Source organism: Streptomyces sp. NPDC031426, from assembly GCF_055581585.1.
In genome coordinates, this window is record NZ_JBVIJE010000007.1 from 1 (window position 1) to 23779 (window position 23779).

At 69.9% G+C, this 23779-nt stretch carries 20 protein-coding genes and 1 pseudogene; 16 read left to right on the forward strand and 5 right to left on the reverse strand.

What is annotated here, in order from left to right; all coding sequences use genetic code 11:
* Positions 1-205: 205 nt before the first annotated feature.
* From ACZ5NH_RS15490 to ACZ5NH_RS15500, 3 genes and pseudogenes are all read left to right on the forward strand, one after another.
* Positions 206-484, forward strand: a pseudogene (locus ACZ5NH_RS15490) (Tn3 family transposase); the annotation flags it as partial.
* A 41-nt stretch (positions 485-525) separates the two neighbouring features.
* Positions 526-678 (forward strand): hypothetical protein, encoded by a 153-nt coding sequence (locus ACZ5NH_RS15495; protein WP_468775519.1) that lies wholly within the window; start codon positions 526-528, stop codon positions 676-678.
* A 203-nt stretch (positions 679-881) separates the two neighbouring features.
* Positions 882-1214: a CAP domain-containing protein gene (locus ACZ5NH_RS15500; RefSeq protein ID WP_468776165.1), complete on the forward strand. Its 333-nt coding sequence runs from the start codon at positions 882-884 to the stop codon at positions 1212-1214.
* Between the two features lie 83 nt (positions 1215-1297).
* Here the strand turns inward: ACZ5NH_RS15500 and ACZ5NH_RS15505 are convergent, their stop codons facing one another.
* Complete coding sequence (locus ACZ5NH_RS15505) at positions 1298-2206, reverse strand: serine/threonine-protein kinase (RefSeq protein WP_468776167.1); 909 nt, start codon at positions 2204-2206, stop codon at positions 1298-1300.
* A 108-nt stretch (positions 2207-2314) separates the two neighbouring features.
* Between ACZ5NH_RS15505 and ACZ5NH_RS15510 the strand changes: the two genes are divergently transcribed.
* The 3 genes from ACZ5NH_RS15510 to ACZ5NH_RS15520 all read left to right on the forward strand — a co-directional run bounded on the left by ACZ5NH_RS15510 (position 2315) and on the right by ACZ5NH_RS15520 (position 4501).
* Positions 2315-2860 (forward strand): RNA polymerase sigma factor, encoded by a 546-nt coding sequence (locus ACZ5NH_RS15510; protein ID WP_468775521.1) that lies wholly within the window; start codon positions 2315-2317, stop codon positions 2858-2860.
* Between the two features lie 235 nt (positions 2861-3095).
* Complete coding sequence (locus ACZ5NH_RS15515; protein ID WP_468775523.1) at positions 3096-3668, forward strand: hypothetical protein; 573 nt, start codon at positions 3096-3098, stop codon at positions 3666-3668.
* A gap of 137 nt (positions 3669-3805) precedes the next feature.
* A complete protein-coding gene (locus tag ACZ5NH_RS15520) occupies positions 3806-4501 on the forward strand; it encodes a hypothetical protein (protein WP_468775525.1) in 696 nt (231 codons plus the stop codon).
* A gap of 859 nt (positions 4502-5360) precedes the next feature.
* On the opposite strand, the gene ACZ5NH_RS15525 is transcribed toward ACZ5NH_RS15520, so the two are convergent.
* Together ACZ5NH_RS15525 and ACZ5NH_RS15530 are read right to left on the reverse strand one after the other, a co-directional pair.
* Complete coding sequence (locus ACZ5NH_RS15525; RefSeq protein ID WP_468775527.1) at positions 5361-8330, reverse strand: FG-GAP-like repeat-containing protein; 2970 nt, start codon at positions 8328-8330, stop codon at positions 5361-5363.
* Positions 8331-8589: 259 nt separating this feature from the next.
* Complete coding sequence (locus ACZ5NH_RS15530) at positions 8590-9411, reverse strand: hypothetical protein (RefSeq protein WP_468775529.1); 822 nt, start codon at positions 9409-9411, stop codon at positions 8590-8592.
* Positions 9412-9926: 515 nt separating this feature from the next.
* Between ACZ5NH_RS15530 and ACZ5NH_RS15535 the strand changes: the two genes are divergently transcribed.
* Positions 9927-11195 (forward strand): S53 family peptidase, encoded by a 1269-nt coding sequence (locus ACZ5NH_RS15535; protein ID WP_468775531.1) that lies wholly within the window; start codon positions 9927-9929, stop codon positions 11193-11195.
* 202 nt (positions 11196-11397) lie between these two features.
* On the opposite strand, the gene ACZ5NH_RS15540 is transcribed toward ACZ5NH_RS15535, so the two are convergent.
* On the reverse strand, positions 11398-12621 hold the full coding sequence (locus tag ACZ5NH_RS15540; RefSeq protein WP_468776170.1) for a serine/threonine-protein kinase: 1224 nt from the start codon (positions 12619-12621) through the stop codon (positions 11398-11400).
* 790 nt (positions 12622-13411) lie between these two features.
* On the opposite strand from ACZ5NH_RS15540, the gene ACZ5NH_RS15545 reads away from it, so the two are divergent.
* From ACZ5NH_RS15545 to ACZ5NH_RS15565, 5 genes are all read left to right on the forward strand, one after another.
* Entirely contained in the window at positions 13412-13765 is a 354-nt protein-coding gene (locus tag ACZ5NH_RS15545) for a hypothetical protein (protein WP_468775533.1), read from the forward strand.
* A gap of 299 nt (positions 13766-14064) precedes the next feature.
* The gene (locus ACZ5NH_RS15550; protein WP_468775535.1) at positions 14065-14919 is read left to right on the forward strand and encodes an SCO2400 family protein; all 855 of its coding nucleotides are present in this window, start codon (positions 14065-14067) and stop codon (positions 14917-14919) included.
* Between the two features lie 110 nt (positions 14920-15029).
* Positions 15030-15587: a hypothetical protein gene (locus ACZ5NH_RS15555; protein ID WP_468775537.1), complete on the forward strand. Its 558-nt coding sequence runs from the start codon at positions 15030-15032 to the stop codon at positions 15585-15587.
* 158 nt (positions 15588-15745) lie between these two features.
* The gene (locus ACZ5NH_RS15560) at positions 15746-16327 is read left to right on the forward strand and encodes an RNA polymerase sigma factor (RefSeq protein WP_468775539.1); all 582 of its coding nucleotides are present in this window, start codon (positions 15746-15748) and stop codon (positions 16325-16327) included.
* Positions 16324-17103 carry a hypothetical protein gene (locus ACZ5NH_RS15565; RefSeq protein WP_468775541.1) on the forward strand — a complete coding sequence of 260 codons (780 nt, stop codon included), beginning with the start codon at positions 16324-16326 and terminating at the stop codon, positions 17101-17103. Before ACZ5NH_RS15560 ends, ACZ5NH_RS15565 begins: the two co-directional genes overlap by 4 nt.
* A 94-nt stretch (positions 17104-17197) precedes the next feature.
* Here the strand turns inward: ACZ5NH_RS15565 and ACZ5NH_RS15570 are convergent, their stop codons facing one another.
* Complete coding sequence (locus tag ACZ5NH_RS15570; protein WP_468776172.1) at positions 17198-19477, reverse strand: peptidoglycan recognition protein family protein; 2280 nt, start codon at positions 19475-19477, stop codon at positions 17198-17200.
* Between the two features lie 1319 nt (positions 19478-20796).
* Between ACZ5NH_RS15570 and ACZ5NH_RS15575 the strand changes: the two genes are divergently transcribed.
* From ACZ5NH_RS15575 to ACZ5NH_RS15590, 4 genes are all read left to right on the forward strand, one after another.
* On the forward strand, positions 20797-21453 hold the full coding sequence (locus ACZ5NH_RS15575; protein ID WP_468775543.1) for a YeeE/YedE family protein: 657 nt from the start codon (positions 20797-20799) through the stop codon (positions 21451-21453).
* Positions 21453-21869 carry a YeeE/YedE thiosulfate transporter family protein gene (locus tag ACZ5NH_RS15580; protein WP_451555762.1) on the forward strand — a complete coding sequence of 139 codons (417 nt, stop codon included), beginning with the start codon at positions 21453-21455 and terminating at the stop codon, positions 21867-21869. Before ACZ5NH_RS15575 ends, ACZ5NH_RS15580 begins: the two co-directional genes overlap by 1 nt.
* A 148-nt stretch (positions 21870-22017) precedes the next feature.
* Positions 22018-22173 (forward strand): hypothetical protein, encoded by a 156-nt coding sequence (locus ACZ5NH_RS15585; RefSeq protein WP_468775545.1) that lies wholly within the window; start codon positions 22018-22020, stop codon positions 22171-22173.
* Positions 22173-23435, forward strand: coding sequence for a DUF4241 domain-containing protein (locus tag ACZ5NH_RS15590; RefSeq protein WP_468775547.1), 1263 nt, complete (start codon positions 22173-22175; stop codon positions 23433-23435). Before ACZ5NH_RS15585 ends, ACZ5NH_RS15590 begins: the two co-directional genes overlap by 1 nt.
* The last annotated feature ends 344 nt before the right edge of the window (positions 23436-23779 follow it).

Consider the following 23779-nt stretch of genomic DNA (forward strand, 5'->3'; position numbering starts at 1 on the left):
CACCGCCCACACTCCCCCCCCCCCCCCCCCCTAGGCTACGCCACCCCCCCCCCCCCCCCCCCCCCCCCCCCCCCCCCCACGTCCGGAACGATGCGCACCGGTCCTGTCCGTCTGCTTGCGGATGGGAACCGGCCGGAGTGTTCGGTTGTGGTGCTGCGGGCTGGCCTGCTGCCACAGGTTGCAACCCATCCCTGTTGTCGACTACCACATGCGCCTGCCCCTGGTACAGGCGTGGGGCGGCGGCGAGCCGGCCTCCGCCGACGGACTGCGCTTCATCACCCCGATCCGCACCCTCAACTCGGGACGCAACCCGACATACTTCGGCACCCGTCGGCACGGGGCGACGTTCTACAACTTCCTCTCGGACCAGTTCAGCGGCCTGCACGGCATCCTGATCCCCGGCACCCGGCGCGACTCCTTCTACATCCTCGACGGCCTGCTCGAACAGGAGACCGCCCTCCGCCCGGTCGAGACCACCTCCGAGGCCCTGTGCGTCCTCGCCCCATCGGCTTCCTGAAGGCGGACGTGGCGCGGTTCTGCGCCGGTCTGGATGATCTGGCCCCGGCGATTCGGCTGCGGCTGGTCGTCCAGCTGCGTGCTGCGCTGGACGAGGTGAAGATCAGTGGTCAGGTGGGTCTGTCGCACGAGGCCCAGGTCAGAAGCTATCCGCCTCCGTAAGCGCCGTCGCTTCCCAAGCTGAGAGCGCGAGTTCGATTCTCGTCACCCGCTCCAGAGAGAAACCCCAGGTCAGCGGCCTGGGGTTTTGTTGTCCCCTCGGCGGTCCGGGTCGCGCCGCCCCGGCGGAGTTGCAGGCCGTCACGCACCATCGCGGCGATGATCTGGACATGGCGGTCGGCCGCCGTGTTCGAGTACTCGTTGTCATGGTCCAGGCCGTACGGCCAGAAGCGCCCGGCTCCGACGGCTCGACCATGAGCGGCCGGCTCTCCCGTGTCGGGTACGAGTACAGGTCGGCGGGCGACAACGTCGCCTACGGGTACAACTCTCCCGAGAGCGTCATGGACGGCTGGACGAACAGCTCCGGCCACAGGGCGAACATCCTCGACTGCGGCTTCAAGGAGATCCGCGAGCGGGCGGACTCGTCACCGGTACGTCGCGCCGCGGGCGCGGCCGGTGCAGTGCGCCCGCTCGCCCAGCAGTGCACCGCGGACAGCAATGTCTCCCCAGCAGGCCGAAGGCACCGAGGCAATCCATGAGCTGCGGCGAGCGTCGTGCCGGAACCTGCTGCGGCGCTCGCGAACAGGCGGCACCTTCTGTATGGGACGCGGTACCCGCAAGTTCAGCGGAACAACCAGGTCAGCACCGCTGTCATCAGGAACACGACGACCGCTGCAAGCCAGACCATCAGGCGCGTCGGCCCCGAAGACCTGACCGACGCCCACTCCTCTCCCTCCCGTGACAGCAGCGCATCCGCGAACGCCTCTGCGGTCTGCGGTCGTTCGTCAGGTTCGACGGACAGCGCAGCGCGAAGCAGTGTTTCGATCCCGTCCGGAACCCCCAGCTCCCTGGGAAGGGACGGCAACGACGTCGTCGACGCCTGCTGCGTCACAAGGACGGTGCGACCGCCCGACCCGAACGGCTTGCGTCCGGTCAACAACTCGAACGCGACGACGCCGAGGGCGTACACATCGGCTCGACCGTCGAACCCGCCCGTCTGGAAGGCCTGTTCGGGCGCCATGTACGCGGGAGTGCCGGTGGTGACTGTCAGCCCCGACGCGTCGGCCAGTCGCTTCGCGCTGCCGAGGTCCGCGACAAGTACGGCGGCAGGCGTGCGGCCGGTGTCGAGCAGCAGGTTCGACGGCTTGATGTCGCGGTGGATGACGCCCGCATCATGGAGCACCTGAACTGCGTACCCGGCCTCGGCCGCGAGCCGGAGCGCCTCCGCAGGCCGGCAGTGCCCTGTCTTCTCGGCCAGCGTGCCGCCTCGGACGTAGTCCATGACGAAGTACGGCCGGTCGTCCTGGACGCCGACGTCGTGAACGCGCACGACACGTGGGCTGGAGATCCTGCGGAGCAGCCTCGCCTCCGCCAGGAAGCGCTGTCGTACATCGGCGTTCGACGCCCAGTTGTCGGCCAGCACCTTGACCGCGACATCGGTGTCGAGCTCGGGGTCGTATGCCTTCCAGACGGTGGCGAACGAACCGGCTCCCAGCCTGTCCTCAAGGAGATAACGACCTAGCTTCTGCATGTGGCAACATTTTTCCCGGGGCGATGTGGTGGATGTGGCCGGCTGTAGTCGGGAACTTCCGTGCGACCCAGTGGGGTCCAGGTCGGACGATAGCGGGGGGACAGCAGGGTGCTCGAGGAGGATGAGCTGACGCACCTCGTGGCGTCAGCCCAGGCAGGTGACCGGGCGTCCCTGGACCGCCTCCTCAACAGGCTTCGGCCCACCGTGATGCGCCGCTGCTCCCGGTTTCTTCCGCACCACGCCGACGCCGAAGAGGCCGCGCAGGACGCCCTGTTGTCCATCAGTACACATCTGCACGAGTACACCGGGCGAGGCTCGTTCCTCGGCTGGGTGACAGTGATCGCCTCGAACGCCGCCAGGTCCACGTATCGCTCGATGCGCCGACGCGCGGAGGACAGTCATGCCGTCGTTCCCGACGGTGTCGACCCACGGACGACGAGCGTCATCGCGGGGACCCGCCTGGACCTGATGGAGGCGCTGGCCGCACTGGAGGAGCGGCACCCGGCCCTGGTGGAGTCCTTCGTGCTGCGCGATCTCGGAGACCTGACCTATCTTCAGGTCGCCGAGATCACCGACGCTCCTTTGGGCACGGTCAAGGACCGCATCCATCAGGCCCGTCGCTTCATGCGGGACCGCCTCGGCGGTGGCCTGTGAGACGCCCCGGCCTCCCGCTCTCACCTGGCATCAGCTCGACCGCGGGCCGGGAGGTGCTGCCGTGCGTCCTCGGACGATCGTCGTCATCCTGGCGGTAGCCATCGGACTCGGCCTGTTGACCGGCCGGTTCGTCCTGCCCGCGCCCTCTGCTCCGGCCACCCCGACGGTGACGCCAGGCGCTGCGGCGTCCTCGCCGGGCAACGGCTCTCCGACGCCGAGGCCCGCGAGCGGGCCCATGACGAACCGGCACTTGTTGACAGCGGCCGAGTTCAGGAAGGTTGGTCTCTCCAAGCGCATCTACGTGCGGGATCGCGTCGGAGACGGCAACTACGCCAACGCGACCTGCACCGGCGAGAAGACCCTCGGCGAGACGCTCGGATCGTACGACGCGCACTTCCGCGGGTTGGTGACGAGCAAGGACACAGGCCACGGCGACCCTACCGAGGCGGCGAACATCGACGATCAGGTCGCACGCGAAGTCGCCGACGACGCAGGAAGCCACGCACTGGCTCAGAACTACGCGGAACGCCTGCTGTTGGAGGAAGTGCCGTGCCAGAGCGAGCCTGCCACCCACTGGGTCTACGGGCCGACGCACACGATTGACGTCGCTGTGGACATCACCGCGAGTTGGATGGGTGTGTACGGCGGTGACCTGAACACCACAGGGACCGCACCACGAGGCAAGGAGCCGTGCGGAGGCGTCGCCATACTCCGCAACGGCTCGCACTACGGGGTCCTGGAGATTGATGCCTGCCTGGACACGGCTGCGATGACGCGGATCGTCCGTACGGCCGTGACACGGCTCTGAGACCAGCCCCGTCCCACCAGCGGACGTGACATGGATCACGTCGATCGTGGCAGATCGCTATCCAACATCTCCCGTACCTCCGGCATCTCCCAGATGTATGACGACGCCAACCGCGTCGCGACCAGACAGGAGATGAGATGTTCGACAACCAGGCAGCCCGCAGGAAGTTCGCGCGTCGCGGTCGTACCGCAGGAACAGCCGCCTCCGTCGGTGCCGCCCTGATAGCGGTCGGCATCGGCGCGCTTCCCGCCGCCGGCGCGGACATGAGTTCTGCGAGTCGGTCGGCAACCGCCCCTGCCGCCCCTCCTGCCGAACCCGGCCTCGGCTCCGCCAACCTGATGCAGAGTGACGACTTCTTCCAGCAGGGCCTGGCCCCGGTCCGCGCGACGGTGGACCTGACCGGGAAGCAAGCTCTCTCGGCATGCTCCGGCGAGGAGACGATGCGAGAGCTGACCAAGGGGAAGGCCGCCGCCTATGCCGACGTGACCTGGACCTTCGACACCAAAGGCACCTCGCTGACCGAATCCGTCGCGGACGGTACCACCGACACATCGGCGGCCTCGTACGCGAAGCAGCTCGACAAGCTGGTGCGCGGCTGCCAGGACGAGCCGCGTGGTCACTGGTACTACGGCAAGGGTCACACGATCACCGTCAAGGCCGGCCAGGGAAGTTGGTACCCGGCCTTCAGCGGCGACGGCAAGGTTGCCGGCGGCGTCGCGGTGATCCGCAGCGGCCACAGGTTCGGCATCGTCGAACTCACCGGTCAGCCCAGCGACGACCCCGGCTACATGGAGGGCATCACCGCCGGTGCCGTCAACCGGCTGGCCGACTGATCTGATCCGGGCGGTTCCGGGAGCTGTTCGCGTGGGTGCTGCCCCCGTCCTGGGACCGTCCGGGCCGGTTGATGAACGCCTGGTCGGGGTTCAGGAACCGGTGGCGTCGGACGGCGGTCACGGGCCGCCGAAGCCGTGTTCCGAGTGGTCGAACCAGTTGCCTTCCGGGTCCATGGCCCGGTCGGTACTCGGCGAAGGGGCGGTCGGTGAAGCATTCGGCCGGTTTCGGAATGCCGGCGGCCACCAGGGCCTCGGAGGCGGGCTTTCCAGCCCTCCGCAAACCCGGATGTCCGAGCCATGGTCGTCGCCGAGTTGTATCGGCACACTGGCGACGGCTTACCCGCATGGAAGCCACGGCCCCTCGGTCAGTGATGGGCAGACGGCCTCGACGGCCTCGCCCGCGCCTACGGAGTCGACGTCGAACGGCAGCCGGTAGCCGACCCCGCCTACACATCCGCAGCCACGCACGTCCTGGGCAAGAGGCACCTGGACGCAGGATCCTTCCCATGTCCGTCGCCCTGTCCCCCTGGCCGATGGCTCCGGAGTCGTGCCCATAGCGTGCCCGTAAGGACGGAAAACCACGGTCAACAGCGGTGCGATCCGGCCCACGCGACCACCTCAAGGACCAGGTGTCTGCGCTGGTCAGGACCGATGGAACCCGCCCAGGCTTCGTCGCTTCCCAAGCTGAGAGCGCGAGTTCGATTCTCGTCACCCGCTCCATGAAGAAGGCCCAGGTCACAGACCCGGGCCTTTTTGCTGCGTGCGGTGATCACTCGCCGCGTGTCAGCCGACGGCGTAGGCCTGGTTGGAGTAGGTCTGGGGCCGGAGGGCTGTCCTCCGGCCCCGCGCCGTGTGGCCGTCAGTAGAGATTCAGGTAGTTCTGCCAGCCGGCGCCGGCCTTGATTCGTGCGCCGAACGTGCCGTCTCCGCGGCCGGGGTTTATCCAGACGTTGCCGGCGGAGTCACGTTCCAGCAGGTCCGCCTTGCCGTCACCGGTCACGTCGCCCACGCCGGTGATCGTGTTGTAGGCCTGCCCCCAGTTGGCGAAGACCTCCTTGCGCGCGGCGTAGTTGCTCTTGCCGTTGCCGGCCATGAGCCACAGGTTCCGCTTGGAGTCGTACGCCAGCAGGTCCCCCACCCCGTCACCGGTGACGTCCCCGACCGCGATCAGCTTGGTGTAGGCCAGGCCGGTGCGCAGCAGTGTCCGCGCCCCGAACCGGCCCTGGGCGTTGCCCGGGTACAGGTACAGGTTGCCGTTCGACGCGCTCCACGCCAGCAGGTCCGGGTACCCGTCCCCGTTGCCGTCCCCGGCGTAGCCGAGCCACTTGAACTGGTTCCAGCCGGTGCCCAGGTCGGTGTAGGCGTTTCTGTTGTACAGGTTCGAGTACACGCGCAGATCACCGGACGGCGTGCGTACGAGCACGTCGTTGGTCTTCCGGTCGCGCAGAGGACCGAACGGCACCACCGTGGTGCCGGCGGGCCAGGTCGACTTGTCCTGGAGCGGGATGAAGGAGCCGTTTCCGGTGCTGTCCTTGAAGGAGAAGGTGGTCGCCGAGGTGCGGACCAGAATGTCGCCGAAGGCGTCCGGCAGGCCGCTCGCCGACTGGAAGTCGTGGAACGCGGGTGCGCCGCCGGGCAGCAGGGTCCTACCCGTGGTGGTGGCGTCCGGGCCCCGGCCGTCGGCCGGCCGTGCGGTGATCTTCCACCTGTAGGGCCCGATCGAGGGGCGTGTGATGCCCGGCTCGGTGCCGTCCCATTGCGCGGTGAACTGCGCGCGGGCTGGACCGCCGGTGACGGTGCTGACGACCTTGCCGGTGGTCAAGCGCGTCACGGTCAGCGTCCAGGAGGCGATCGGCCGGGAGACCTGCCACGTGCCCTGCCACCCCGTGCCGTCGTTCCTGACGCCGGTCGTCTGGCCGTACAGGGCCACATCGGACGGTGACACTCCGCTGGGCACCACGTGCACCGTGCCGTCGCTGCCCGCGTACGCGATCCCTCCGCCGTACGGGTCGACAGTCCAGCCCTGCCCCAGCACGGGGTCGGCCAGGTCGGCGACCTTGCGGGTCTGCGCCGTACCGCTGGTGACGTCGGTGAGGCTGAGGGTGTTGCCGGAGACGGTCGCCACGAACCCGTCGCCGAGCGCGGTGTCCCCGTCGGCGGTCCACGGCACGGGCACCGAGGTGCGGGTCACTGTGTTGTAGACCCCGGCGCCGCCGTCGGCCGTGGCACAGGCCCAGTAGATCCACGGTCCGTTCGCCCGCAGTACCGACAGCGGGCAGTCCGCGACGGTGAAGGTGCCGGGCGCGGGGGCGGTGCTGGGCAGGGTGTTCAGGTTGACGCCGGTGACCGTGCCCGGCGCGGTCTGGGTCCACAGGGTGGTCGCGGACAGCGCGAACGTGCTGAACGGCCGCTCCTGCGTGTTGCCGCCCGTATCGACCTGGAGGATCCGGGTCCCTGCCGGTGTCAGGCCGCTGAACGCCTCGGTCGAACCGGCCACCTGGACATCGCGCAGGTCGGACAGGCCGGTGGAGAACTTGGACCCGGCGCCCGAAATGATGTCGCCGTTCGCCGCGTCCACCACGACCGGTGAGCCGTCCGCGGAGGCGAACAGCGCGTCACCCTGCGGCAGGGCATTCAGTGAGGTGGTCGCACCCGTGCTCCCCGCTGCATCGACGGGCAGTTCGGTGTGCTGCATCCGGGAACTGTCCGGGGTGTACGGGCTGGTGTAGGCGGCGTCCAGTTCCCCGTTCGCCAGCGCGAGGGCGTCCGGCCGCCAGGTGGTCACTGGGAAGTCCGCGAACGCGGTCGAGTCCACGGAGCCGTCGGAGGCGGCGGTCAGCACACGCATGGTGGTGCCGGACGCCGATGTCTGCGCGACCACGACCTTGCCGTCCGGGGACTCCGGATCGGTGAGCGGCACGGTGACCGGGTATCCAGTGCCCAGGGACTGGCCGGGCCCCCCGTTCAGCGGGAGCGCCGACAACGTGAAGCCGGAACCCCCTGCCGGCGTGACCACGACGAGGTTGTCCCCCACCACGCCGACCAGGCGGGACGGGCCGGGCAGACTCAGGGTGACGGACACCGGGGGCGCCGTGACGTCGCTTGCGGCGAAGACCCGGACGTCGCCGGCGCCGTTCAGAAATACGAGCTTGCCGTCGCCGACAGCGAACTGTCCCGTCCCCGGGAGCGAGGACGCGTCGATCACGGAGTTGCTGCCGTCAGCGTTGATCCACAAGTAGTACTGGGCGCCATTCTGCTCATAGGGGATCATCACGTGATCGTTGTCCCCACCGCCCCGGATCGAGCCGCTGAACACGGCGCCGGTCGGCGCGGCGACCGGGGTGAGGGTGCCGTCCGGCGAGGCGATTGCCAGCCCCCTGCCGTGGTCGGACACCAGGGCCTTTCCGGCGAAGGCGCCGTACACGTAGCAGTCGCAGGCCGTCCGGCGGCTGCCGTCGGAAAGGCTTTGGAACACCAGCGGAGTGCCGCCGGCGCCGTTGGCGTAGAACGCCACCAGCCCGTTGCCGGCGTACCGGGCTGCCCGGGTGTCGGACGGGAACGCCAGTCGTGTGGTCGTCCCTGAGGCGAAGTCGGTCCAGGCGTAGCTGTTCCCGTAACTGCCGTGCAGGACGCCGGTCGAGGAGACGTCGACGACCTGGCCCGGGCCGACGGAGGCCGGAACGGTCTCGGCCGGCAGGGTGATTGGCGCGGTGACCGGTGCTGGTGCGGCGGTGTCCGCCCAGGCGACGGGAACAGCGAAGGTTGCCGCTAGCACGGTCGCGGTGGCCGCGGCCAGCAGACGGCCGCGTCTGTGAGGGTGTTGAGCCACCCGTTCCTCCCCATGAAGGGAGCGCACCGGGCGCTCAACGCCGGCCGTGGTGGGGGGTAAGGGGAGCACGCCGGCGGCCGGTACCCAGTCCGCTCAAAGTCACGACAGTGTACGCACCTTCCCTCGCACCACAGCCGGGCCCCCACCCCTGGGCCCGCACATGATGTCGCGGGCCTGAAGTGCAACAGAGGCGTACAACCGGCCCTCCGGCCCGGGCACCGCCGTCGCGGGTGTCCGGGCCGATCGCCGCCGGGGCGGCTCAGGTTCTGACCGTGAGGTAGAGCCAGCCGCCCCACGTGGTCAGGTTGGTGTTGTCCTGCGTGCTGTGCACGTACTCCGAGCGGACCCGGAACTTCTGGTTGACCGCGTTGGTGAGGCTCAGCTGCGCCACCCAGGTGCTGTTCGGGTCGAGGTAGTAGCAGCCCGAGGTGGTGAGCGCGTGCCAGGCGCCGCTGTAGTACTCCTGGGCCTGGAACCTCTCGCACTGGCCGGACTTGTTCGGGGTCACGACGGCGGTCACCCGCGGCTTCACCGTGTGGTGGTACACGCGGTAGGTGACGCCGCTGTACGTCGTGCTCGTGTAGTAGCCGCCCAGCGTCTCCGCGATCTTCACCTGGTCGTAGGCGGTGTGGGTGGCTGTGGCCGGTGCGTAGCGGTAGTCGCCCGCGAAGGACGCCGTGAACGTCGTGTTGCGGGTGAGCTTGTACGTGGCCGACAGGTTGCCGCCCGTGTCCACGGTGCCGGTCTTGACCAGCGTCTTCCCGCCGCCGTAAGGCTGGGCGTAGATCGAGACCGTACGGCCGTTGTACGTCGTGCCCAGGTGGGCGGTGACGGTGGCGGTCGCGCCGTACGCGTACGAGGACGCGTTGGTGGTGACGGACAGGGCCGTCGCGGTACGGGACACCTGGACGATCGCGGACGCGGTGGCCGCCTTGTGGGAGGCGTCGCCCGGGTAGCTGACCGTGTAGGTGTTGGCGCCACCGATGGACGGCGTGTCCTTGACCGTTGTCGTGCCGTCGGTTCCCACGGGCACGGTCCACTGCACGGGCGTCGTGGTGTGGGCGGCGTCCGTACGGGTCACGGTGACCGTCAGGAGCAGCGAGTTTGCCGCGTTTCGCGGCCACAGCCACGACACGCCCGCGCAGTCCCGCAGGTCAGCGCCTTTCACCTGGCCTGGTAAGAGGTTGGTGCTGATGGAGGCGGCGAGCCGGTGAGTGAGCCACCGCCAAGCACCGGTTACAGCTTCCCGGCCGCGCAACGCGCTTACCTTGTCCGCCCCCGGACCACACAGAACCCGGAGGCGGTGGCGGCCAGAGCACTACCGCGGACACGCCAGCGCCACCGGCGGTTCACTCGCTCACCGCGGCAGCCCCACAACACCTGCATCGGCATGGCCTTGACCGGCGGAAGACGGCGACCGCATGGTGAAACCATCCGGCCCGCAGCTGCCCTGACATGCCGTCTGTCAAGGGTGGTTTTCGTCATGTGGCCCTCCCGAACCGCCTGAAACCGCACGGAGGCTTGATGCACCGACGCGAGATACCCTCCGGATCCCTGGTGATCCACCGGCACCGACCGAGACGGCGGGTGCGGCGGATGGCAGCTGCCCTCACCGCGATGCTCACCTTCACCGTCACCGCCCTCACCATCGGCCTGGCCACCGGTGCCCAGGCCGCCGCTCTCCCGTCCGCCCCGCGCGCGTCCGCCTCGGCGGGTACGACGGGCTTCGGCTGCTTCCATCGCTTGCGAGCAGGACAGGTCCGCTGTTTCGGCGTCATGAAGGCCCACCGCACCACCTCGGGCCGCATGTCACCGTTCACCACCGGCTCCCCGACCACGATGGGGTACGTGCCGTCCGAGCTGCGTTCCGCATACAAGCTGGGCGGTACCTCGGGATCCGGTCGAACGGTGGCGATCGTCGACGCCATGGACGACCCGAACGCCGAGTCCGACCTGGCCGCTTACCGCAGCGCCTACGGTCTGCCTTCGTGCACCCACGCCAACGGCTGCTTCCGCAAGGTGAATCAGAGCGGCCAGGCATCGCCGCTGCCCTCCGGTGACTACGGATGGTCCGAGGAGATCAGCCTCGACCTCGACATGGTCTCGGCGACATGCCCCGGCTGCCACATCCTCTTGGTCGAGGCAAAGTCGGCGACCGTCTCGGATCTCATGAAGGCCGAGGACACCGCCGCCACCACATCGGGCGTCGTCTCGGTCTCCAACAGCTGGGGTGGGTCCGAGGACAACACCATCACCTCCTTCGACTCGCACTTCCACCACCCCGGCGTCGCGATCACGGCGAGCTCGGGTGACTCCGGTTACGGCGTCTCCTGGCCGGCCTCCTCCCGGTACGTCACCGCCGTGGGCGGCACCTCGCTGAGCAAGGCGTCCAACTCCCGCGGCTGGACCGAGGCCGCCTGGAGCGGCGCGGGCTCCGGCTGCTCGGCGTACGAGGCCAAGCCGTCCTGGCAGCACGATTCCGGATGCGCCAAGCGCACCGTGGCCGATGTGGCCGCGGTCGCCGACCCGAACACCGGGGTGGCGGTCTACGACACGTACAGCAGCTGCCGCGGCGGGTTGTTGTGCGACACCGAGCTTCAACTCGGTGTCGCACAGGGTGCCGACGGATGGGTCGAAGTCGGTGGCACCAGCGTCTCGTCGCCGATCATCGCGAGCGTCTACGCACTGGCCGGAAACACCTCTCAGGTCGTCAACGGCTCGTATCCGTACAGCCACAGGTCGGCGCTCAACGACGTCACGTCGGGCAGCAACGGCTCCTGCGGCGGCAGTTACCTGTGCACCGCGCGTTCGGGATACGACGGGCCGACCGGCCTCGGCACGCCCAACGGCACCGGCGCCTTCTGACGGCGGCGCTCTTTGACCGACAAGGGCCGGGCTCGCGCCGCACTACTGCGGCGCGGGCCCGGCCCTGCCTCGTCTCAGCCCTCCAGCCGGCCGAAGAGCACACGCTCCATGCCGTGTGCCTGGCCGGCCGGACAGGAGCTCCCGCAGGCGAACCTGGTCCCTCTGCCCGCCGTCACGGCTGTACGCGGCCTCTCCCAGCGGCTCAGTCGCCGGAGTGCCGTCGCCGTCCTTTTCCTCCGTTCCCGTCGCCGTGCTTGCCTGACCACTCGCCGCCCTTGTCGCCACCGGGTGCCGGCCTGGGTGACGTCCGGGCGGACGCAGGGGCAGGCGATGGCGTCGTGGCCGGGGTCCGACCGGCGGGCGTTGATGCGATGCGAGCGGGTGAGGGAGAGACCGGAGACGCAGGTGCCGTGGCACCCGAGTTCAGCGAGGCTCCGAGGGCCGTGGCCCCGGCGAACAGCGCGAGGCCGGCGCCGGCGAGAACGGCTTTGGAGGCCAGTTTGCGGCGACCGGTGGGGCGGGAGTGCGTGCCGGCACGGGATTCACCGGCCAGCGGGGCCGGAGGCGGTGGAAATGCCGGGGTGGGCATGAGAGTGGTGCCGTGCTCGGCCGGTCGTGGTGTCCCGTTCTGCGCGGCCAGCCAGACGGCTGCCTGCTCGGCGGTGGGCCGCTGGGCCGGGTCCTTCGCGAGCATGCGCAGCACGTAGTCGGAGAGCGGCTGCGGTATGCCGGGGCGCAGGCGGTCGGGCGGCGCAGGTGTGGCACTGACGTGCTGCTGGACCACGGCCAGTGACGTGGCTCCGCTGAACGGGGGCCGCCCGGTGAGCAGTTCGTACAGGACACAACCGAGGGAGTAGACGTCGGACGCGGGCTGCGCGGGACGGCCCAGCGCGCGTTCCGGAGCCAGGTAGTCGGCAGTGCCGATGATCTTGCCTGTGGCGGTCAGGTTACTGGCGGCCTCCTCGGCGAAGCGTGCGATGCCGAAGTCGGTGATCTTCACCGTGCGGTCGGTGGTCAGCATGAGGTTGGCAGGTTTGACGTCCCGGTGGACCACTCCCTGCTGGTGTGCCGCGGAGAGGCCGGCGGCCGCCTGGGCCGTGATGGCCGCCGCCTCGGCCGGGGGCAGGGCGCCGCGCAGGGAGCGTTCCTGGGCCAGGTTCCAGCCGTCGACGAGTTCCATGACCAGGTGTGCCTGGTCGTGGTGCGCGCCGAAGTCGTACATGCCCACGACGTTGGGGTGGTTGAGCCGGGCCGCGATATGGGCCTCCAGGCGGAATCGCTCGGCGTCCGCCGGCTCCGCGGCATGCAGCAGCTTGACGGCCACGGGCCGCCCGAGGAGTTGGTCGCAGGCTCGCCAGACCTCGCCCATCGCGCCGCGTCCCAGCAGCTCCTGCAACTCATAGCGGTCCGCCAGCAGACCTTGCACACCCAACCCCGATCATCGCGTTGCTCGTAGTTCCCCCGGGCCCGGTTGTTCGGTTTGCGGGCGTTCGGGTCCCCGTTGCCCGGGCCGATGCACACTCCCTCTCGGACCGGGCGCCGGGGTGCGCATGGGGCAGGCAGACGACGGGGGATTCACCTGCCTGCCCCTCATTGCGCGACCACCCGCTCGGAACAGGGGGCGAGCAGGTGCCACGAGGCCCCTGGGTCCCTGGTTCCTGGGCCCACTCCTACAGCGCACCGGAGTGACGGTCCGTCACACCTCTGGGACACCCAAGGCCACACGGCTCTCCGAACCGGGAGAGCAGGGGCAGGCCCGGCACGGGGGGAACCGAACCTGCCCCAGCACGTCAGCGCCTGCAAACCTCCCCCCGGAGGATGGGCGCCATGACCCCACCAGGGGTCACTTCCAACAGCGCGCCACAGGTCAGGAGTGTCACGGAGGGACGGGAATGGTTGCGAGACCGACAACTCTGTGAAGGAGTGCCCTGGACTCCTTCATAATCCGGTCACGAAATTACGCCAACACCGGCGGCCGGGGACTTTGGCGGCACCCGAATCACGCTCCTCCACTTCGTCCGGAAAATTGGCCCGGCGTGTGAACATGCCGGTAAGTGCCTGCATAGGAAGCCATATTCGCGACATCACAGGCGTCGGTGTAACGCTGCAGTGCATACGGGACGCAGAAGTAGGGAGAAGCGGGGTACCGACCGGCTGAATCGGGGTGCCCTGACGCGAGCACGCAGACACGGCACTACGTCAGATCGGATATCCCCGTGAGAAACATCGACCCGGTTCCCGGATACCAGGCCTACAACGAGCCGCCGGGCCCGGACCGCTCGCCGCACCGTCAGGCCACCACACGGCGTACGGCCATCACCATCTGCACGGTCGTCGACATTGCGGCGGGCCTGCTGGGCCTGTGGATCCTGCTGTTCCTGCTCGACGCCAACCGTGCGAATGTGTTCGTCGAATTCGTGCGGGGCACAGCGGGCTGGCTGTCCTGGTGGGCACAGGACATTTTCACGATGGACACAGAGGGGCTACGCGTCGTCCTCAATTACGGTCTACCGGCCGTCATTTATTTGCTGATCGGTCACGGGATCGCTGCCCGGCTCAACCGAGCCTGACCGTGGACCGGCCTCTTTATTGATCGCGATGAAATCGGACCGAACCGAAGCTCAACTCGCCGCGGAACGCACGCGGCACCAGTCAGCGCAATTGCTGACCGGACGGGATGCGGGTCGGCAAGCCCGTCGTCGGGACGACCGCACCCGGGCCGCCGCGACCGGTCAGCCGGAGCGGCGCGGGTCGCCGCCGTAGGGGCGGGCCTCGACGCGGGTACGTCCGCGTGTCCCCTCCTCACCCAAGGACCAAGCCGCGGCCCAGGCCGACGGCACGTCGAACCAAGAAGACGGGAAGACCGCAGATGGATTACTGCTCCACATGCCGTCGGCACCTCAACGGCGCACTGGTGTGCCCCGGGTGCGGCGCCTACGCCCCGGACATAGCCCCGCCCGCCGCCAAGGGCCACAGCGGCTCACCCCCGGCGACGACGAGCGCCGGACCGGTCCCAACGGCCCACCGGGACCCCGCGGCCTCCGTCACGTGGCACGACAGCATCCCGGACGGTGCGACGGAGTCCACCGCTGCCATCGACGTGGACCCGCACGTCGCCGCCGGCGCGGAGGACCTGCCGCCCGCGCGGCCGGGGCGTGCGGCACGCCGTCGCCGCCTGGCACGCTGGAGGAAGAACAAACGCCGGGCAGCGGTCGCGAGCGCTGTCGCACTCGTCGGAGGCGGCCTGAGCATCGCCCTGATGGACCGGCACTCCACCGACCGGGCACAGGCAGCCGTGGCACCGGACGACCCGAGAACGAGCACCATCCAGGAGCAGACGCCCCAGCAGAGCCCCCCGGCCGCCGCACCGGCGACCGCTCGACACTCCCAGCGGCCGTCACACGCCCCGTCCCAGCCGCAGCCGCAGACGACCAACGCACCGCGGCAGCAGTCCCTCGCGGCGACGCCCAGCGCGACGAAACCGATCGCCCGGCCGGACGCCGTAGCTCCTGCCCGCCCGGCGGCGACGGCGACCCCGCAGCCGCGCAGCACCGCCTCGACCGCCGGCCACACGACCCCCGAGCGCTCCGGTACGACGGCGCAACAGCAGTCGGCGCCCGCGACGGACGACGGCACGAAGCCGGGCACGCCCCAGAGCACCAGACCCTCACAGGCGTCGACGTCACCCACGGAGGTCTGCCTGCTCGGGCTGTGCCTCGGCTGACCACGCCTACCCGGCCGTTCCCGGCAGGGCCGAGGGAGCGGAGTTCGCGAGCCGTGTGTCAGCCCGTGAGCAACGGCCCCGGCCGACGGAAGGGAGAGCACGCAGAGCCCATGAGTCCCCGCTACGAGTTCCAGGTCCTGCTGCACCGTATCGGCCGATGGTGGGCAGTCGACATCCCCCGCCTCGACCTCCACAGCCAGTGCCGCACCCTGGAAAGCGTGGGGGACCTGGCGCGCGGCCTCGTCGCCGAAGCCGTCGGGGTCCCTCCGGACGTGATCGTGCTGGACCTTCTGGTGCCCGAACTCGCACCCGTGCTGGGGTCGGTGGCCGAAGCGCGGCGCCGCCGGGCGGCCGCGGTCGCCGCCGAGAGTCAGGCGATCGCCGCCGCTGTTCACGAGCTCGTGGACAAGCTCCACGTGAGCCAGGGTGACGCCGGGCGTCTGCTCGGCATGTGCCCGAGCGAGGTGGCCCGCTTCACGCCACCGCGCGGCTCGTCACCCGCCGGCCCAGGGCAGCTCACGCCTCTGCCCGCATCCGGTCCGCCGCGACCGGCCACCACCCCCGCTCTCCCGTCGCGGCCCGGCCCCGCGCGGCGACCACGGCAGGCGGCCTCCCCGGCCCGGCCCTCCTGGGCCATCCCTGACGACGACACGGAACGCCGAGCCTGACCGGGCGCTTTGACAGGCACGGGCGCGCCCGGCGCGGGAGTTGCGTGGAGTGGCCACGGACTATTTGGGACGCCGGTATGACGTGCCGTACGCTCCGGGGCGTTACTCGGCCCGTGGGGGACGGATCGATCGTGCGAAAGGAAAGGCGTGTTCAGCGTATGTCGGCCGATGATCTGGCGCTGAGCACGGCAGTGGCACGGGCCCAGGACGGTGACGAGGCGGCGTTCTCGGTGCTGTACCGAGCGGTCCAGCCCGGCCTGCACGGTTACCTGCGCGGGCTCCTGGGTGAAGGCGCCGAGGACGTGACCGCCGCCGTCTGGCGGGAGATCGCCCGCGAGCTGCCACGGTTTCGTGGCGACGGACACGGATTCCGCGGCTGGACGGCGAGCATCGCCCGGCGCCACACACGCGGCCACCTCCGGCGTCACGGCGCACCGCCCCGCTCGGCAGCCACCGGGACGCCCCCCACCGGAGACCACACCGGCCATCCTGCGCCCGGATCAGTGCTGTCCGCCGAGACGGCCCAGACCCTGGTCGCCCGGCTGCCCCACGCCCAAGCGGAGGCGGTCCTCCTCCGCCGTGTCGTACGCCTCGACGAACGGGCGGTCGCCCGGGTCATGGGCAGGCCCGTCCTTGTCGTACGGGTCCTGGAGCGTCGTGGCCTGAGGAGCCTCGCCCGTCTGCTGGACACCAGCGAGGTGACACGCGATGTCGCGCGGACGCCGGGGGAGCAGGGATGAGCACCCACCGAAACGGAGACGAACGGTTGAGCGGCAAGGCTCACCGGCCCGAGGACGCCCCACGCCTCGGCCCCACCGAACGCGACAACCCCTCCGGCCTGGACGACTTCGCCGAGCGGCTCGGTGAGGCGCTGCGTCAGCAGGCCGGGGACGACCGTGCGGAACAGGCCGCCCTCACCGCCTTCCGCGCCGCACGCACGGCGAGCGACAAGGCCGTGCGTACCCGGCGCCGGGACGACTGGCGGCCGAGGACGCGAAAGCAGCGTTGGGCACGCGGCGGCGCCCTCGCCCTCGCGGCCGGCACCCTGCTGGGCGGTGTCGCCGTCGCCTCCGTCGGCGTGGTCGACGGCGCACGGCACCACGCTGCCAAGGTCGGCACCGGTAACAGCACGCGTCGGCCGCCCACGCCCGCCCCTGGCGAAGAGGGCTACCCCTCCACGGGGCCAGGGACGGCAGCGACCGCCTTCCCCTCTCACCCCGGCACCGCAAAGGACATCGAGGCCCACTGCCGTGCCTACGAAAGGATCAAGGGCCGTGGCCATGCGCTGAACGCCACGGCATGGCAACGCCTGGTCCGAGCCGCGGGCGGTGAACAACAGGTCGCGGGATACTGCGCCCAGTTGACCGGGGCGGCGGACGACACCGCCCCGGCGCCGACCCGGACGAACAAGTTCAAGAAGACCGGCAGGACGAAGAACGCGAACAAGACGGGCAAAGGTCAGGGCAAGCCGAGCACCGAGACCAGACCGTCGAAGGGGCCGTCCGACCGGCCCTAGACAGCGCCCGATCGGCAAGGGGCCCTTGTCCCGCCTGGCCGGCCAGGCGGGACAAGGGCCCCTGTGCTGCCGTACACCCCACGGGGTTGGGGGACTACTTGATGTAGACGAGGCCGTCGGTGGTGACGGTGGGGCGGCCGCTGGTGCCCACCACGACGATCTTGACCGTGTGCTTGGCACTGCTGGACCAGGTCTTCGTCCAGATCGCCTGCCGGTAGAGGGTGGTGGAGGACTTCAGGTCGACCGTGCTGACCTTGACGCCGTCGACGTAGACGTACGCCTGGCCGGAGCTGGAGGCGCGGGAGACCACCCAGGAGGCGGAGCGGCCGGTGAAGGTCCAGGTGAGGCTCGCGCCCTTGGCGCCGCTGGAGTACGACTTCCCGCCCAGGTAGCTGGTGGAGGAACGGGTGGTCCAGCTGCCGGACTTCACCGCCGAGGTCTCCTGCAGGATCACCGGGGTGTAGGAGGGGGAGGCGGTGCGGTAGTTGCCGGCGTAGTCGTAGGCCCGCATCGACCAGGTGGCCGCGGTGCCGGACGCGGCGGTACGGCTGGAGCTGGTGGTGGTCGGGCCGAAGGTGGCCGTGGTCGGCGACAGCAGCTTCACGCTCTGCAGCGCAGCGTCGTCGGTGGCCTTCCAGCCGAGGGTGACCGGGACGGCGCCGGTGTTGACCGTGCCGGTGCGCAGCGAGAGGTTCGGCGTGGTGGTGAACGTCGGCGCGGTCGTCTCCGCCACCACGTTCACCGCGGCGCTCGTGGTGGTCTTGCCGGACTGGTGGACGGCGCGCACGGCGACGGTGTGGTTGCCGAGGGCCAGGGTGGTGCCGGCGGACGTGGCGGTGCCGGCGACGGACGTCACGGCCTTGCCGTCGACCAGCAGCTCGAACTTGGAGATGAGCGAACCGGGCGTGGTGGTCGTCCAGTTCAGGGTGACGGCGCCCTTGGTGTAGTACGTCGAGCCGGCCAGGCCCGCGCCGCCGACCGAGGTGACCTGCAGGCCCTGCACCGGGCCTGCCGCCCAGGCGCGGATGGTGGGCAGCTGGGCGTACAGCGAGTTGCCCGGGCACTGGGTGTTGTAGCCGTCGCGGTGGGCGGAGATCCGCTGGAACGTGTATGCGGTGCCGGCGGTGAAGCTGGTGCCGAAGTAGTTCTGCTGACTTGCCCCGGCGTTGAGTTGCACCGTGCCGGCCGGGTCGGCGCCGTACTGGCCGAGCTTCCAGGCGGCCAGGCGGGCGATGGAGGCCAGGGCGGCGTCGGAGGCGCTGGTGGAGGTGTACTCGCCGAGCACCGCGATGCCGGCGGACTCCCGGTTCCAGCCGTAGGTGTGGGCGCCGAGCACGGGCAGGTCGACGCCGCCCTTGCGGCCCTCGAAGACGGTGCCGCACTTGTCGACGAGGAAGTTGTAGCCGATGTCGTTCCAGCCGTTGACCTGCGTGTGGTACGCGTAGATGCCGCGCACGATGGAGGCCGAGTCGGCGCAGGAGTAGTCGTTGGCTCCGTCGGTGTGGTGGACGAAGACGGCCTTGACGTCGGCGTTGTACTGCGATGGGTCGGGGCTGAGCGATTCGTCGGCGCCCCAGTCGGCGCGCGAGGTGATCGGCGGCTCGGGCACGGTGGACGGCGGCGCGGACGGCGTGGTGACCGACGGGCTCGGGGACGCGCTCGTCGAATCCGAGGGGGACACGGAGGCGGACGCCGAACCGGTGGGCGTGGCCGTGGCCGTGGTGTCGGTGGCGGCCGGGGACGTGGGATCGGTCGGCGCGGGGGACGTGCCGGTCTGGCCGTCCGTCGGCGTCACGGTCGTACCGTCGGTGGGTGCCGTGGAATCGGTGGGCGTGGCCGCTGGGCTGCTCGCCTCGGCGACGAACGCCGCCGGCTCGGTCGCCTTGGTCTCGGCGTCGGTCACCACGCCCGGGTCGACCAGGTTGACCTGGAGTCCCTTGGGCAGCGCACCCGTGGTGCCGTCCTTGTGGACCACCTGGGCCTGGACGCCGTCGGAGGGACCGACCCACAGAGGTTCGGACGCGCCGCGCATCCCGGTCTTGGGGTGCTCCGGCGGGTCGATGTTCACTTCAAGGTCGTGCCAGGCGCTCCACGCACCGCTGTCCAGGCTGCGGGTGCGCACCTGCGCCGTGCCGTCGAGCCGCTTGACGGCCCCCGTCCAGGAGACGCCCACCAGGGAGAACTGCCGCGTCTGCGTGCGCGGCAGCTCCAGCTTGCCGCCCGTGGTCCCCTTGAGCGCGAGGTCGTAGACCTTCACGGGCCGCTTGGCCCGGACCGCCGCAGGTCCGCCGGAGGGACTGGCGACCGCGTACGTCACCACGCCGCCACCTCCCAGGAGCACGGCACCGAGCGTCAGCCACGCCCGTCGTTTCAGGCTCAGCGGTCTGTACGCATGCGACGTACGACGACTCACGACGTATCCACCCCATCAGAAGGCCGGGAAAGGCCGCAGAGAAAAGTCACGTGAGGCACACCCAGCACAGGAGTGGCCCACATCTACAGCGCAGCCCTACCGACGAACATCACGGGAAACGCAGGCCGCAGTGACGTAGATCACTGGGATGGTAATGCACAGACTTCATGCCGGACTTTTCATCCACGCGATGAGCCTGGTCCACCAGCCACCCTTCGAGCGGCCGGGTGAACGGTCCATGCGTCGCGGAACGCGCTCCGCCGACTCGCACATGCACCGCTGAGGTGCTGGCACGCCGGCGAGCACTTGCTCCACGTGCCTCCCGCAGCCCTCGTAGGTCGCCTTCCGGCATGACTGGCAGACCGCGGGTCGGCACATGATTCCCCTTCATTCACGCCTCATTGACGACCCAGTAATATCAGCAGTTTCGGCACAGTCGAATTCACATTTTCGCCACAGACACCCCCCATACATGCACCATCTCCACGAACAACTGACTCGATATCGCGTGGCACGTTTCAGTCAGCAATGTCAAGCGGTCACGGCGAGAATCCCCCTCAGGTTGCTCGGGACACCAAAACAATGGTTCCATCTCGCCCGGTCGAGAAAGGAAGACACTGCTCCGCATCGTGACAGGCCATCACCGCGCCTTTTCAGATCGTCGACCCGGGGCGCGGCGAGGGCAAGAGACCGAGAACGGCAACCGCCCTCACGGAACAGGGCGGTGTGCGCCGGTCAGAAGGGAGCAACGTGAGTTGCTCGCACGCCGCAGGATGCCCCCTCTTCCCCTTGCTCAGGGCGAGCTTGCAAGGTTGGCGCGACTACTACTGCGACAGCGAGGATCAGTGGCTCGGCTGTGCGCGCTACCAGGTGTCACTCACCGGCGAGCGTGTGCCGATCAGCCTGCTGCCCAACGGTGCCCGCGCGCGACACCTTGAAGACGCGGCCACCGGCCAAGGCCGGTCCGGTGCCGCCGGCCCGGAGCAGGGACCGCAGCAGGCCCCTCCACCACAACACAATCCCTGGCCGCCGGAGAACGCGTCCTGGTCGCAGCCGGCACCGGCTCGGCCACCGGAGCCGTCGGAACCTGTGACCGGAGTACCGGAGACCATGGCTCAGTTCGGGGCGGTATCTCCGACGATACCGGTGTCGCATTACCGACCGTCACCATCCGCACCGTTTCCCCAGCCTCCAGATCGCCCATCTCGACACGCGGGGCAAGGCCCCAGCTCGAAGCGCGGCTGGTGGGCTCGATTCACCGAATGGATGGGAGGCCCAGCATGAGTGGCTACTGGCCCTGGTGGGCCGGCGCTGCCGGGCTCGCTCTGATCACCATCAACCACGCCCTCACCACGGACCGGTCTTTCGGGGTGTCGTCCGCGTGGGATCGCGTGTTGCACTGGCGCAGGGAGCGCCGCCTGGAGCGGATGGACGAGGAGTTCACCGACGAGCGTGCTCTGGCTGACGCTCTCGCCGCGGCTACGGCGGAGCACTTCGGCACCAGCCCCGCCGCGCCCACCGTGCCGCCGCTTCCGCACGGGACTTCACAGCTGCTCGAAACGCACGCCGAACCGACGGTGAGTGAGGACACCCCGGTCACGAGCCCGGGCCCCGCCCCGCTGGTCACCCAGGCTGCCCTGCTGGTGTCGATCTTCCTCGGCGGACTGATCGCCGCGGTCACCTCCGGGCGGTTCCACCTCCGCTTCGACATGGGACCGGGATTCCGGAACGTGGTCACCGCAAATCCGACCACCATGACCGTCCTGCTGTTCGTCGGGGGCGTGTTGGTCGGCTTCGGCACTCGGCTGGCCGGTGGGTGCAGCTCCGGCCACGGACTCAACGGCTGCGGCCGTCTGCGCCCGGTCAGCCTGGTTGCGACCGCCGTGTTCTTCGGCACCGCCGTCGCGGTGTCGTTCCTGCTGTGGAAGGTGATCTGATGCGTACTCGGGGCGCGATTCTGCTGGCCAACATCATCACCGGCCTCACTCTCGGCTATACCGTCTCCAACATCGGCTTCGGCGACTACACCGAGCTGAACCGCATGTTCACCTTCCAGGACCTGCGCATGCTCCTCTCCTTCGCCGGTGCGGTCGTGATCATCGTGTGCGCATTCGCTCTGCTGCGGGTCCGCCGCACCCCGGGGCGCATCCACGCCGGCGTGATCCCCGGCGCAGTGCTGTTCGGTACGGGCTGGGCGATCTCCGGGGGATGCCCGGCCATCCCGATCGTCCAGGTCGCCGGCGGATACCTGCCCGCCCTGGTCACCATCGTCGGCGTCACCGTCGGTATCCGGCTGTGCCGCTGGGCCAACGCCCGCTACTTCCACCTAGACCGCGGCTCCTGCGGCCTGTAACCACCGCGGCCTCCGTCGCCACGACGCCCCAGGGTGTGGCATAGGACGCGCCGCCCATCCGTGATGATCTCGGGGCTGCTTCCGCTGGGCCAAGTGGGGGGAATCGGATACGCGTTCTCCCTGTGTCGAGCCGAGAGGGGAGCAGCCCATGGGTGAAGTGCGCGAACGCGTTCCGATGCTCGCGCGCCGTGCGGGGGCGCCGTGGTTGGACTTCGACGCCGACCAGCGTGCCCACTTCGGCCGGCCCATCGGCGTACGTATGCCGGACGGGCGTGTGCGGAACAGCCTCGGCGAAGCCGCCTGATGGCCGGCCCGGAGATCGTCGACGTCGCCTACGGCGAAGGGTGGGACTCCGGGCGCGCAGCCGTGCTCGGGCCGATCGACGCCGCGGTGGCGGCCGCACGGGACGCCGCAGGGCTGCCGTACGCGGTGGTGCTGCGGCAGCAGGGCAGCCCCGGGGTGGTCGTCGCGCATGTGGCCTGGGAGCGTCACTACCTCGGGCTGTGGGTGTACGACGCGCAGGGGCGGCGGTTCCTTGAGATGGACCTGCGACGCCTGACGGAGGACCGGCTCTTCCTCATTCACCAGCGTGGCTGGGCGTACACGGACGACGGCATGCCGGAGTTCGCGGCGGACGCCGGGCGGGTGACGACCCAACTGCTGCCGGACGGACGCGGTACCCGGATCGTCGAACCACGGGGCGACAAGGGGGGCGCGCTGCAGACGACCGCGGATGTGCCCGAGGAGCGGCGATGGTTGCCGGTGCCTGCCTTCGGGCGGTGGCAGGAGCTGTTCGCCGTGCTCGGCTTTCCGGGCGCCGACCGCTGTGAACCGCGCGAAGTCCCGGTGGTGCCCGAGCGTGAGCCGGCCCGGCCCAACTGGCGGGCGCCGCAAGGGATGCGTCCCCGGCATCTGAACGAACTGTTCACCGCGGGCGCCCGCTTCACGGCGGACGAGGCGTACACCGTCTGGGACCCGATCGAGGCCGGAACACTGCACCTGCCCAGCGGGCGCTTGGCGGCCCGCGACCCCACATACCGCGCCTGCGCACAGGACGCGGGCTTCACCGTGCCGGTGGCGCCCGGGAGTTACCGTGTGCAGCTGGCCTCCGCCGGCTACACGGCCGAGCATCTGGGCAGGACACTCGTCATCGACGAGTACACCGCGGTCCGTGTGCTGGTGTCCGAGCGGCCCGCGGTGAGCTGGGAACCGGCGCTGCTCGACGGGCAGCACGAACGCCTGCTGCGCGACGGGGAGTTCCATGGCTTCGGCGTGGACTCCGGCACCGGCTGCTTCGTCGACGCGACCATGGCCGGGGAACTGGGCGAACGGTTCCGGGACGGTCAGGCCGCGGGCACGTGGAAGGAGAACGACCACGGCATCTCGATCGTCGACGACCCGGCCACCGGCACCAACCTGATCGCCTACCCCAGCGGCCGCGGAGACGGCTCGTACCCCGTGTGGATCGGCCGGGACGCGGACGGCGAGGTCGCCTGCTTCGTGGCGGACATGCTGGTCCTGCACGAGGCGACCCCGACCCGACCTGCTCGCTCCGCGGGGCGCTAGTCTGCCGTAACCCCGTGCAGACGTAGATGGAGTTGACCGACGTACATCCGGCGCAGCCAATGGTCCGTATGCTCCTGCAACGGCGCCCATCGGAGCGACGCCCGTTCGCAGGACTTGGCCGGCTCGCCGGCATTCGTGGGACCTCTCCTATGCCCTCGTGTGGCGCCCGAAGGGGTCGGGAGCGCTCCTCGCTGAGCGGAGGCTCGGCGGGATGCGTATGTGTCAGTGCACCACTGTTCGCCGGGGCGCTTGTGAAGTCGCGTTCGCAAAACGACTGGGAGGCGCTGCCGGCGGCATGGGCCTCCGCGCAGTCCGACGGCCGCCCCAGCGGTACGGTGTGCGGC

Coding starts and splice junctions, on each gene's coding strand:
- ACZ5NH_RS15555 (WP_468775537.1), top strand. CDS start 15,030: ATGAGTCCCCGCTACGAGTTCCAGGTCCTGCTGCACCGTATCGGCCGA.
- ACZ5NH_RS15515 (WP_468775523.1), top strand. CDS start 3,096: ATGACGAACCGGCACTTGTTGACAGCGGCCGAGTTCAGGAAGGTTGGT.
- ACZ5NH_RS15580 (WP_451555762.1), top strand. CDS start 21,453: ATGCGTACTCGGGGCGCGATTCTGCTGGCCAACATCATCACCGGCCTC.
- ACZ5NH_RS15500 (WP_468776165.1), top strand. CDS start 882: ATGGTCCAGGCCGTACGGCCAGAAGCGCCCGGCTCCGACGGCTCGACC.
- ACZ5NH_RS15520 (WP_468775525.1), top strand. CDS start 3,806: ATGTTCGACAACCAGGCAGCCCGCAGGAAGTTCGCGCGTCGCGGTCGT.
- ACZ5NH_RS15585 (WP_468775545.1), top strand. CDS start 22,018: ATGGGTGAAGTGCGCGAACGCGTTCCGATGCTCGCGCGCCGTGCGGGG.
- ACZ5NH_RS15565 (WP_468775541.1), top strand. CDS start 16,324: ATGAGCACCCACCGAAACGGAGACGAACGGTTGAGCGGCAAGGCTCAC.
- ACZ5NH_RS15560 (WP_468775539.1), top strand. CDS start 15,746: ATGTCGGCCGATGATCTGGCGCTGAGCACGGCAGTGGCACGGGCCCAG.
- ACZ5NH_RS15590 (WP_468775547.1), top strand. CDS start 22,173: ATGGCCGGCCCGGAGATCGTCGACGTCGCCTACGGCGAAGGGTGGGAC.
- ACZ5NH_RS15575 (WP_468775543.1), top strand. CDS start 20,797: ATGAGTGGCTACTGGCCCTGGTGGGCCGGCGCTGCCGGGCTCGCTCTG.
- ACZ5NH_RS15505 (WP_468776167.1), bottom strand. CDS start 2,206: ATGCAGAAGCTAGGTCGTTATCTCCTTGAGGACAGGCTGGGAGCCGGT.
- ACZ5NH_RS15550 (WP_468775535.1), top strand. CDS start 14,065: ATGGATTACTGCTCCACATGCCGTCGGCACCTCAACGGCGCACTGGTG.
- ACZ5NH_RS15535 (WP_468775531.1), top strand. CDS start 9,927: ATGGCAGCTGCCCTCACCGCGATGCTCACCTTCACCGTCACCGCCCTC.